Source organism: Candidatus Palauibacter australiensis (genome assembly GCA_026705295.1).
GTDB classification, from domain to species: Bacteria; Gemmatimonadota; Gemmatimonadetes; order Palauibacterales; family Palauibacteraceae; genus Palauibacter; species Palauibacter australiensis.
In genome coordinates this window covers 1-9,623 of the sequence record JAPPBA010000154.1, presented here as the reverse complement: position 1 = coordinate 9,623, position 9,623 = coordinate 1, and the positions used below count along the sequence as shown (strand labels likewise).

Below are 9,623 nucleotides of genomic sequence, written 5' to 3'. Positions count from 1 at the left end.
GATGTATTTCCGCATCTTCGGGTTCCAGCGATGTGTCTGGTGCCCGAAGTGTACGCCCGCCTTCAAGAGGTCCTGCAGCTCGACGCCCATGCGTTCGGCTATCCGCCTTCCGCTATCGTTTGGAGAACTGGAAGCGCTTGCGCGCCTTGGGACGACCCGGCTTCTTCCGCTCGACGATGCGGGGATCGCGGGTCAGCATGCCGTGCGACCGCAAGGTCCGCCGACGCTCTTCATCCATCGCGAGGAGGGCGCGCGCGATGCCCAGGCGCGTGGCCTCCGCCTGCCCGGTGATCCCCCCACCGCGCACCCGCACGGCGATGTCGTACGACGCTCGCGTGCCGGTGACATCGAGGGGCGCCGCGACGAGCGAACGGTGCCGCGGGATCGTGAAATACTCTTCGAACGCCCGGCCATTCACGTTCACGACGCCCACGCCGCGCTTCATCGTGATGCGGGACACCGACTTCTTCCGACGTCCGACCGACTGGACCTGTTCCGTTTCCGCCAACTCTCGTCTCCCTGACAGTCCCTGTGCGCGCTGTCGCTATTCCGCGATCTATTCCGCGATCGTGTCGAAGGGGCGGGGGCGCTGAGGCGCGTGCGGATGCTCCGGCCCCGCGTATACCCGCAGCTTTCCGAGCATCTGCCGACCGAGCGTGTTCTTCGGGAGCATGCCCTTTACGGCCAGCTTGATCACCCGGTCGGGGTGTCGGTCGAGCATGCGCCGGAAGGGGATGAAGCGCTCTCCGCCCATGTAGCCGGAATGTCGGAAGTACTCCTTCTGATCCGCCTTGTTTCCGGTCAGCCGCACACGCTCGGCGTTCACCACGACGACGTAGTCGCCGGTGTCGAGGTGCGTGCTGTAGATCGGCTTGTGCTTTCCGCGAAGGACGGTCGCGATCCTCGTCGCGAGACGGCCGAGCACCTGATCCGCGGCGTCGACCACGTACCAGTCCCGCTCGATCTCCCCCGCCTTCACCGAGTACGTCTTCATTTCGTTCTGCCCACCTCAAAAAAACCGCCCGGCGGGACGGATGCCGAGCGCGTGAAAATGATAGCCCGTGAAGCTATTCAAGGCCTCGTATGAAGTCAATCGCGGGCGAGGGCGCATTTCCCCGAGCGGGACGGGAGGGCTTCGGGGGTCGGCGCGAGCCTCCGGCCCGGGGCGCCCCGTCGTTGACGAAGCGAACGAGCCCGGACCGCTCGGCGCCCGCGCGCAAGCGCGAAAGGCCGCGCTCCCTGAGTTGGCGCGTCCGCTCGCACGACACGTCGAGGGCCGCCGAGATCTCGGCCGGCGTCTGCGGTCTCTCGTACCCCAGACCGAAGTAGCGGCGCACGACCTCGGATTCGAGCGGAGGGAGGTCGGCCAGACTCGCCTCGATCGCGTCGTGCAGCCGCTCGCGAATCAGCCCGGCACCAGGCTCTGGCGCCTGTTCGTCGGGCAGGAGCTCCTCGAACGTGCAGGCGCCCCCCGGGGCCATCTCGTCGAGGGAAACGCGGTGCACGGCGGGTTCGCCGGGGCGCCTGTAATCGGCGTGGTCGGCGATGGCCTGCGTCATGGCCCGCCGCACCCAGTAGTGTGCGTAGCTGATGAAACGGACGCCGCGCTCCGGATCGAAGCGGTCCGCCGCGCGCACGAGACCCAGGTTTCCCTCGTTCACGAGGTCGGCCAGCGGGACGCCACGGCCGCGGTAGCCGCGCGCGACGGAAACGACGAAGCGGAGATTCGCGCTGACGAGCCGCACGCGCGCCGCCTGGTCGCCGGCCCGACTCCGCCGCGCCAGTTCCACTTCGGTTTCCGCGTCCAGCAGGCTCTCGCGACCGATGTCCGCCAGGTAGCGTTCGAATATGCGGACCATTCCAGGGCGACCTCAGTCGACGCCGCGCAGCATCCGGCCCCAGCGGATCTCGGTGAGCCAGGACCAGGGGCCCTTCGGCTCGCGAGCGTACGAATAGTACACCAGGAAGGGTGTTCCCCGGATCGCATCCCTGGGCACGAAGCCCCAGTAGCGGGAATCTTCCGAGTTCGACCGGTTGTCGCCCATGACGAAGTAGCTGTCCTCCGGCACGACGAGCGGTCCCCAGTTGTTTCGCGTCGTGACGGCGCCGGTGCGGCGTGCGCCGTCGGTCAGGAACCGGCGCTGCCACGCGAACTTCGGGCTCGGGGCGTCGGGGAAGTTCGACGCGGCCTTCACATAGGGTTCCTCGAACGGGACTCCGTTCAGGAAGAGCCTCGCCCGCCGCATGCGCAGCGTATCTCCCGGCATCCCGACGATCCGCTTCACGTAGTTCGTGCGCGGGGGCTGTTCGGCCGATTCCGGCGGCTCGAACACGATGACGTCGCCGCGCGAAGGCTCGCCGAACGCGGGAAGCTCCAGGTCGGTACCGGGGATCTCGGCTCCGTACACCATCTTGTTGACGAGGAGAAAGTCGCCGATCAGGAGCGTGTTCTCCATCGAGGCGGTCGGGATCTGGAAGGCCTCCACGACGAAGGTCCGAATAAAGAGAAACAGGACGAGGGCGACGAAAATGGACTTCGTCCACTCCCACATCCATCGGCCGACCGACGCCTCTCGACCCCGGCGCGCCCGGACCGTGGGAGCGCGAAACCTGCGGACTCGCCGCCGCGCCGCCGCGCCCTCTTCCACCCCTTCCCCTTCGGTTCCGGCAGCGGTTCCCTCAGTCGGTCGTTCCTCCATCCCATCCTTCCCTGTTCCACAAGCCGCTGATTGGCCGTCCCGCGTGCGACCCTGTTTCGGGTCCCGTGTCCGCGCGGGCCACACCCTCTGATGTACGGGCGGACTTCAACGCGGTCTCACCGTCCAGCCTCACCAGTCGACGTCGATCTGCGCGCGCTGCAGCGTGCCGCTGTAATCGACGTACGCCACCTTCGTTTCCGTGTAGAACTCGTAGACTTCCCACCCCCCTTCACGGTGTCCGTTGCCCGTGTTTTTGACACCGCCGAAGGGAAGGTGCGCCTCCGCGCCGATGGTGGGCGCGTTCACGTACGTGATCCCGTTGTCGAGTTCCTCCACCGCGCGGAAGGAGGCCGTCACATCCCTCGTATAGATGGACGACGAGAGACCGTATGGAACTTCGTTGTTGATATCGAAGGCTTCATCGATCGTGTCGAAGCGGATCACGGAGAGGACCGGTCCGAAAATCTCCTCGCGCGCGGCGCGGTGCTCCCGGTCGACGCCGGCGAGGACCGTCGGCTCGAAGAACCAGCCGCCGGCGAGGCCGCTCTCCGCCGGCCGTCCACCCCCCGTCGCCACCCTCGCGCCCTCCTCGCGGGCGATCGCGATGTAGCGTTCGCACTTGTCCCGGGCCGCCTCGTGGATGAGCGGACCCACATCGACGCCGGCCTCCTGCCCGTCGCCGAGGCGGAGGGAGCGCGCCTCGTAGCACAGTCTCTCCACGAACTCGTCGTGGACCTCGCTCTGCACGAGGAGTCGGCTCGTCGCCGTGCAGCGCTGTCCCGTCGTGCCGAAGGCGCCCCACAGCACGCCCTCGAGGGCGAGGTCGAGATCCGCGTCGGCCATGACGATCTGCGCGTTCTTGCCGCCCATCTCGAGGGAGAGACGCTTGTGCATCCGCCCCGCGACCTCGCCGATCCGGCTGCCCGTCTCGGTGGATCCGGTGAAGGAGAGGCCGGGGACGCCGGGGTGTTCGACGATGGCGCGCCCGATCGTCTCGCCGCGGCCGTGCAGCAACTGCACGCACTCCGGCGGCAGGCCGGCCTCGAGCAGGATCTCCACGAACCGATGCGCGCTGTGGGGCACATCCTCCGAGGGCTTGTAGATGATGCTGTTCCCGCAGAGCAGCGCGGGGAAGATCTTCCAGCTCGGGACCGCGACCGGAAAGTTGAAGGGGGTGATGATCCCGAACACGCCGATGGGACGCCGGAACGACATCGCCCACTTGCTGCGCAGCTCGGAGGGCGCCGTGCGTCCGAACAGGCGCCGGCCCTCCACCGCCGCGTAGTAGGCCGTGTCGATGGCCTCCTGGACGTCGCCGCGCGTTTCGTCGAGCACCTTGCCCATCTCGCGCGTCGCCGTGCGCGCGAGGTCCTCCTTGTGCCGCGTGAGCAGGTCCCCCGCCGTCTTCAGCACCAGGCCTCGCTCGGGGGCCGGCGTCCTGGACCAGCGCTCGAAGCCGCGCTGGGCGGAGGCCACGGCCGCGTCCAGCTCCGACGCGCCCGTGTCGGGGAAGAGGCCGATGAGGTCCGACGTGCGCGCCGGGTTCCGGTTCTCGACGTATTCGCCGGTGGCGGGCGCGGTCCACTCGCCCGCGATGTAGTTGAGGAACTTCTCAGCCATGGCCGGAGGAACTCCGCGCTTGGATTAGCGATTCATGAGGAGGATGACCTCATCGTTTTCGACCCGGACGTCCACGACGGTCTCGGGGATGTCGAAGAGCACGGTTCGTCCGTCCGCACGCAACCCCAGTTCCTGCGCGGCCATGCCGAGCATCATCGGGGGCACCGGGAGGATGCCCGCCTGGAGACTCACGAGGTCGAGGCGTCCCTCACCGCTCTCCCCCACCCGCGGCAGGACTTCTCCGGCGACCCGGGCGGAATCCCCGAGCATCCTCGTCAGGCTCGCCGCCATGTCTGCTTCGATCGGGAGTTGCGTGAAGTCGAGCATGACGGTGAAGGCGACGGTCGAGTCGCGCAGCTCGACGGCGGGCTCTCCGACGCCGGTCGGCAGTCGGGAGGTCAACCGGTAGCGAACGTAGCTCTGGAGTTCCGTCTCGTTGAACCGCATCTCGGCCGCCCCGCCACCGGCCGCAAGCTCCTGCAGAGCCGCGTCCACCCGGGCCGCCGCTTCGGGACCGAATTCGGGCATGGACTCCGCGACGACGATTTCATCCGCGCCCGCGTTCGCGAGCCACGCTTCGATGTCTCCGCGGAAGATCCAGCCGACGATCAGCAGAATCAGAAGGAAGATGAGAAAGCCCAGACCTTTGAAGAGCTTCCGGAAGATGCCCATGTCGACCGCCTCCGACCGGAATCGGGGAAAGAGAAAAAGCTATTGCCGTACGCGGCGCGCGTCATCGGCGCCGCCCGCCAGCCGGCAGGCAGCGACCTCCGTGTGCCGTGCGCCGCGGGGGAGAAGTTCGCTCCGCATCAGTGACACGCGCCGAACATCCACCGTGGCCTCGAAGCGGACACGCGCGATGGCGCCCGCCAAACCTACGGGCGGCGGGGGGCGGCGGATTCGTCCCACCGTCACGTGCGGGCGGAAGGGACGCGGTTCGGGGGCCACGCCGACGCGGACCACCGCCTCCTCCACGGAGCGTTGCAGCGCGGCGAGGGCGGGCGTCTCCTCGACGCCGACCCAGAGGACGCGCGCACGCCGGTGGGAGGGAAAAACGCCGGCGCGGCGCAGCCGGATCGAGAAGCCCCGCCGCTCGGCGGTGGCGGCGGCGATCTCCCGTGCGAGCGGCGTCTCGAGGCCGGCGTCAACCTCCCCGATGAAGCGCAACGTGAGGTGCAGTTGCTCCGCGCGCACCGGCCGCACGCCCTCCAGCGCCCGCAGGGCCCCGGTCGCGCGCGTGAGGTCCGCACGGACCGTGGCGGGGAGGAGGACGGCCGCGAAGAGCCTCGACCGGACGTCGGGGGAGACATATCCTGCGCCTGCCATGATCCTCCTCATCGACAACTACGATTCGTTCGCCTTCAACCTCGCGCGGTATCTGGAGGAACTTGGGGAGACGGTGCGGGTGCGGCGCAACGATGACGTCGATCCGGGAACGCTGAGGGACGAAGGTTACTCTCACATCGTCATCTCGCCCGGTCCCTGCACGCCCGCCGAAGCCGGGGCGTCCGTCGAGGTGATCCGGACCGCGGGCGCGGAGACCCCGATCCTGGGCGTCTGTCTGGGACACCAATGTATCGCCGCGGCGACCGGCGGACGCGTCTTCCGGGCCGCCCGTCCGATGCACGGCCGCCTGTCGGCGATCCGGCACGAGGGGCGCGGGCTGTTCGCGGGCCTCCCCTCTCCGCTCGAGGTCACCCGCTACCATTCGCTGGTTGTGGATCCCGGCGACCCGGGGGCCGGCCTCCGGGTCACCGCCCGCACGGACGAGGGCGAAGTCATGGCCCTCGAACACGCGTCGTGGCCCCTGTGGGGCGTGCAGTTCCATCCGGAAGCCGTGCTCACGGCCGGCGGACGCCGCCTGCTCGGGAACTTCCTCGCGCTCGGAAGGGGGGACGTCCCCGCCTCCGAGCCCGTGGAAGCCGGCCGCTGCCCGGAACTCCCGGCCGGGGCGCTGCCCTAGCAGCGCCCCGGGGACTCTGCACACGGTGGGACTCTGCTCTAGTTCGGGCCGCGGAAACGAATCGCTTCGGCGACGTGGTCGTCGGATACGCGGTTCCGTCCCTCCAGATCCGCGATGGTGCGGGCGACGCGGAGCGCGCGGTGGTAGCCGCGGGCCGTGAGGCCGAGATGGGTTACGGCCCTCCTCAGGAGCGAGCGGCCGCTGCGCCCGACCCGGCAAGCCTCCTCGAGACGGACGGGCGGGATCCGCGCGTTGATGGTTACATGCCGGCGGGCGGCGCGGGCGCGGGCCCTCGACACCCGGTCCCGCACGACTGCGCTCGTCTCGCCGGGCGCCGCCTCCGCGAGTTCCTCCCAGCGTACGGCCGGGACATCGACGAGCATGTCGATCCGGTCGAGGAGCGGCCCGCTGACCCGGCGGCGGTAGCGCCGCACGGTTTCCTCGAGGCATCGGCAGCGGCCCGGTACGCCCAGGAAGCCGCACGGACAGGGGTTCATCGCGGCCACGAGCGTGAACTCGGCGGGAAAACAGGCCGACCCGGCCGCGCGGACGATCCGCACCTGCCCCTCCTCGATCGGCTGGCGCAGCGCCTCCAGCGTGCGGCGCCCGAACTCCGGGAGTTCGTCGAGGAAGAGCACGCCGTGATGCGCGAGCGATGCCTCGCCCGGCCGCGGACGGCTCCCGCCGCCGATGAGCCCGGCCTCGCTGATGGAATGGTGCGGCGCCCGGAAGGGTCGGGCGCGCTTGAGTCCCGAACCATCGGCCACGAGACCGGCGACGCTGTGGATCACGGTCACATCCACCGCCTCCCTGACGTCGAGGACGGGGAGGAGCCCCGGGAGGCAGCGCGCGAGGCTCGTCTTTCCGGAGCCGGGACAACCTGAGAGGAGCAGGTTGTGCCCTCCGGCGGCGGCGATCTCCAGCGCCCGCTTGGCGACCGGCTGCCCCTTCACGGCGGACAGGTCGAATCCGTCGTCGTCCGGCGCGCCGTCGCCCAACGGCGGAGCTGAGGGGGACAGGAGCACCGCGGGGCCGCGCAGGCGGGCCTCGCCGTTAAGGGCGGCGAGGATATGGGTCAGCGACTCCGAGCCACCGACGGCGATTCCCTCCGCCGCCGACGCTTCGCGCAGGTTCGCGGCCGGCAGAAGGAGGCGCGCGACCGGCGGGTTTGCGGCCGCAAACAGTGCGATCGGAAGAGCGCCGCGGATGGAGCGCAGGGAACCGTCGAGCCCGAGTTCTCCCACGGCCAGCGTCCCGTCGAGGGCGTCCTGAGGGATGTCGCCCTTCGCGCACAGGATCCCGAGCATGATCGGCAGGTCCAGCGCGGCCCCGGCCTTGGGAAGGTCCGCCGGCGCGAGATTCACCGTGATGCGCATCCCGGGAACGTGAAGGCCCAGTTGCGCCGCGGCGGCCCGGATTCGCTCGCGGCCCTCGCGCACCGCGCTCTGCGCGAGACCGACGATCTGCATCATCGGCGTCCCCTGGATCAGCGACACCTCGACGCTCACCGGCCGCACGTCGATTCCCGTTACCGCCGCCGACATCACCGAGGCCGACCCCATCCACTTCCCCATTCTTCGTCGCTCCCCTCCGCGCAGCCTTGTAACTTCACCGTGAGGTCATGATCGGCGCCGGTCTCAACCGGTTCTCAAACAGGCCAGGAACGAGCGCAGGAACGAGGGAAGGAACGAGCGAAGTGTGGCGAAGAGCGTGAGATTGTCGTGCGGCGGCGCCAGCCGTCCGTGGCAAGACCCGGCGTCACCGCCGAGAGCGGTGAGGCTGCTGGGAGTGCTGCTGCTGAGCCCGCTGCTCGCGGGCCTCCCGGCCTCCCGGCCGCTGAGCGCGCAGGAACTGGACTCCGGCCACCTCTACCTGCGCGAAGAGGGGCGCCGGGTGGGGACGGAGCGCTTCCGGATCTGGCGGACCGGATCCACGGTGAACGCCGCCGCGAGCGTCGAGATGGTGCAGCGGACCGCCTGGCTGGTGCGGCTCCAGATGGATCCCGACCTGCTCCCGATGAAATACGAGATTCGCGACGGGGTATCGGCTCTCGTGAGCGGAGAGCGCTTCCCCGACCGGGTCCGCTTCCACTTCGCGACGCCCGAGGGCGAGCGCTGGAAGCAGTACCCGGTCCAGGATGCGGGCGCGATCCTGGAGCCCGGGGTCGCCCATCACTATCTCGTCCTCGTGCGCGCGCTCAGAGAAGCGCCGGACGGGCGGTTGACGGCGATCCTGCCCCTTGAGGGCCGGACCGTGACCGTGCGCCTCGCCGCGCGGACGGAGGAGAGCGTGTCGCTCGGCGAGGAGTCGGTGGACGCGACGCGCTACGACGTGGACATGGACGGCGCCCTGCACCGGGTATGGCTCGACGCGGAAGACCGGCTCCTCCGCGCCCTGGACGCCGAGGGCCGCGAGGCCCTGCGCGCCCCCGCAGGGGGCTGAGACAGACCGCCGAGGGTCAGAACAGACTGGAGGAGAAGAAGATGGAACACCTTCCGGAATCGTCCGACGCAACCGGGGAGGAGCACGTGATCCCCTCCCTGCCCGCACGCATCGTGCAGGTCTTCGTCTCGCCGGCGAAGCTGTTCGACGCCCTCCGCCACCGCCCCGCCTGGATGGGCGCCGTCCTGGGGCTCATCGGCCTCAGCCTCGCGCTCCAGTTCCTCACGCCGGTGATCGTCCCCGAAGAGATACTGCGGAGGGCGGCCGAGGCCCGGATCGCGGACTTCATACCGGAGGGAGCCGACCCTGCCGTTCTGGAGGAGCAGGTCGACGCCGCCATTTCCCCGGGAGTCGGCGTCGTCATAGGCACGATCATCATGACGCCCATCGTACTCTCGATCATCGCGGGACTGCTCCTGATCGCGTTCAACGTCATCCTGGGTGGAGAAGCCAGCTTCAGGCAGCTCCTCAGTGCCGCCGCGCACGCCATGTACATCGGTACGGCAGGAGGGGTCGTTTCCATCGGCCTGATGGCGGTCGGTGCAGAGATCGTGACCCTCACGCCCGGTCTCTTCCTGCCCGAGATGGAGGGGTTCATCGGCAGGTTCCTAAACGGAATCAACGTCTTCTCTGTTTGGACGTGCGGGGTGCTCGGGGTGGCGGTGAGCCGTTTCTATCCGGGACGGTCCGTGGCGGCGGGCACGACGTACCTGCTCGTGCTCTACCTCATCTTCGTGGCGGCGATCGCGATGGTCGCGGGTCTCTTCGGCGGTTTGGCCGGCTAGCAGTGAAACCGCGCGCGCCGCAGCGACGTACCCGTGACGTACCGATGATGCACCCCCGGGCGCGGGCCATGCGGTTTGCCAGGACCGCCCACCGAGTCTCGAAATAAAGGTCCT

Annotated in this window: 12 protein-coding genes; 3 read left to right on the top strand and 9 right to left on the bottom strand. The window is 69.2% G+C overall.

Features of this window, described 5'->3' with window-relative positions; translation table 11 throughout:
- The 8 genes from OXN85_12780 to thpR all read right to left on the bottom strand — a co-directional run.
- The coding region (locus tag OXN85_12780) for a 30S ribosomal protein S2 (GenBank protein MCY3600833.1) at positions 1-90 on the bottom strand (90 nt) is incomplete at its 3' end.
- Positions 91-112: 22 nt separating this feature from the next.
- Positions 113-508, bottom strand: a complete 396-nt coding sequence (gene rpsI, locus OXN85_12775) for a 30S ribosomal protein S9 (GenBank protein ID MCY3600832.1) — start codon at positions 506-508, stop codon at positions 113-115.
- A 48-nt stretch (positions 509-556) separates the two neighbouring features.
- Positions 557-994, bottom strand: a complete 438-nt coding sequence (gene rplM / locus OXN85_12770) for a 50S ribosomal protein L13 (GenBank protein ID MCY3600831.1) — start codon at positions 992-994, stop codon at positions 557-559.
- Between the two features lie 73 nt (positions 995-1,067).
- Positions 1,068-1,859 (bottom strand): sigma-70 family RNA polymerase sigma factor, encoded by a 792-nt coding sequence (locus OXN85_12765; GenBank protein ID MCY3600830.1) that lies wholly within the window; start codon positions 1,857-1,859, stop codon positions 1,068-1,070.
- A gap of 12 nt (positions 1,860-1,871) precedes the next feature.
- Positions 1,872-2,552: a signal peptidase I gene (lepB, locus tag OXN85_12760; GenBank protein ID MCY3600829.1), complete on the bottom strand. Its 681-nt coding sequence runs from the start codon at positions 2,550-2,552 to the stop codon at positions 1,872-1,874.
- A 276-nt stretch (positions 2,553-2,828) separates the two neighbouring features.
- Positions 2,829-4,319 (bottom strand): aldehyde dehydrogenase family protein, encoded by a 1,491-nt coding sequence (locus OXN85_12755; protein ID MCY3600828.1) that lies wholly within the window; start codon positions 4,317-4,319, stop codon positions 2,829-2,831.
- 24 nt (positions 4,320-4,343) lie between these two features.
- Positions 4,344-4,991: a hypothetical protein gene (locus OXN85_12750; protein ID MCY3600827.1), complete on the bottom strand. Its 648-nt coding sequence runs from the start codon at positions 4,989-4,991 to the stop codon at positions 4,344-4,346.
- Positions 4,992-5,030: 39 nt separating this feature from the next.
- Positions 5,031-5,645, bottom strand: a complete 615-nt coding sequence (thpR, locus tag OXN85_12745) for an RNA 2',3'-cyclic phosphodiesterase (protein ID MCY3600826.1) — start codon at positions 5,643-5,645, stop codon at positions 5,031-5,033.
- Between thpR and OXN85_12740 the strand changes: the two genes are divergently transcribed.
- On the top strand, positions 5,644-6,282 hold the full coding sequence (locus tag OXN85_12740) for an aminodeoxychorismate/anthranilate synthase component II (protein MCY3600825.1): 639 nt from the start codon (positions 5,644-5,646) through the stop codon (positions 6,280-6,282). The two genes, thpR and OXN85_12740, sit on opposite strands and share 2 nt — an antisense overlap.
- A gap of 38 nt (positions 6,283-6,320) precedes the next feature.
- Here OXN85_12740 and OXN85_12735 read toward each other — a convergent pair whose 3' ends face one another.
- The gene (locus tag OXN85_12735) at positions 6,321-7,856 is read right to left on the bottom strand and encodes a YifB family Mg chelatase-like AAA ATPase (protein MCY3600824.1); all 1,536 of its coding nucleotides are present in this window, start codon (positions 7,854-7,856) and stop codon (positions 6,321-6,323) included.
- A gap of 199 nt (positions 7,857-8,055) precedes the next feature.
- On the opposite strand from OXN85_12735, the gene OXN85_12730 reads away from it, so the two are divergent.
- A complete protein-coding gene (locus tag OXN85_12730) occupies positions 8,056-8,724 on the top strand; it encodes a hypothetical protein (GenBank protein MCY3600823.1) in 669 nt (222 codons plus the stop codon).
- Positions 8,725-8,765: 41 nt separating this feature from the next.
- Positions 8,766-9,509 (top strand): YIP1 family protein, encoded by a 744-nt coding sequence (locus OXN85_12725; GenBank protein MCY3600822.1) that lies wholly within the window; start codon positions 8,766-8,768, stop codon positions 9,507-9,509.
- Positions 9,510-9,623 lie beyond the last annotated feature (114 nt).

Coding starts and splice junctions, on each gene's coding strand:
- rplM (MCY3600831.1), bottom strand. CDS start 994: ATGAAGACGTACTCGGTGAAGGCGGGGGAGATCGAGCGGGACTGGTAC.
- OXN85_12765 (MCY3600830.1), bottom strand. CDS start 1,859: ATGGTCCGCATATTCGAACGCTACCTGGCGGACATCGGTCGCGAGAGC.
- lepB (MCY3600829.1), bottom strand. CDS start 2,552: ATGTGGGAGTGGACGAAGTCCATTTTCGTCGCCCTCGTCCTGTTTCTC.
- OXN85_12755 (MCY3600828.1), bottom strand. CDS start 4,319: ATGGCTGAGAAGTTCCTCAACTACATCGCGGGCGAGTGGACCGCGCCC.
- OXN85_12750 (MCY3600827.1), bottom strand. CDS start 4,991: ATGGGCATCTTCCGGAAGCTCTTCAAAGGTCTGGGCTTTCTCATCTTC.
- OXN85_12740 (MCY3600825.1), top strand. CDS start 5,644: ATGATCCTCCTCATCGACAACTACGATTCGTTCGCCTTCAACCTCGCG.
- thpR (MCY3600826.1), bottom strand. CDS start 5,645: ATGGCAGGCGCAGGATATGTCTCCCCCGACGTCCGGTCGAGGCTCTTC.
- OXN85_12735 (MCY3600824.1), bottom strand. CDS start 7,856: ATGGGGAAGTGGATGGGGTCGGCCTCGGTGATGTCGGCGGCGGTAACG.
- OXN85_12725 (MCY3600822.1), top strand. CDS start 8,766: ATGGAACACCTTCCGGAATCGTCCGACGCAACCGGGGAGGAGCACGTG.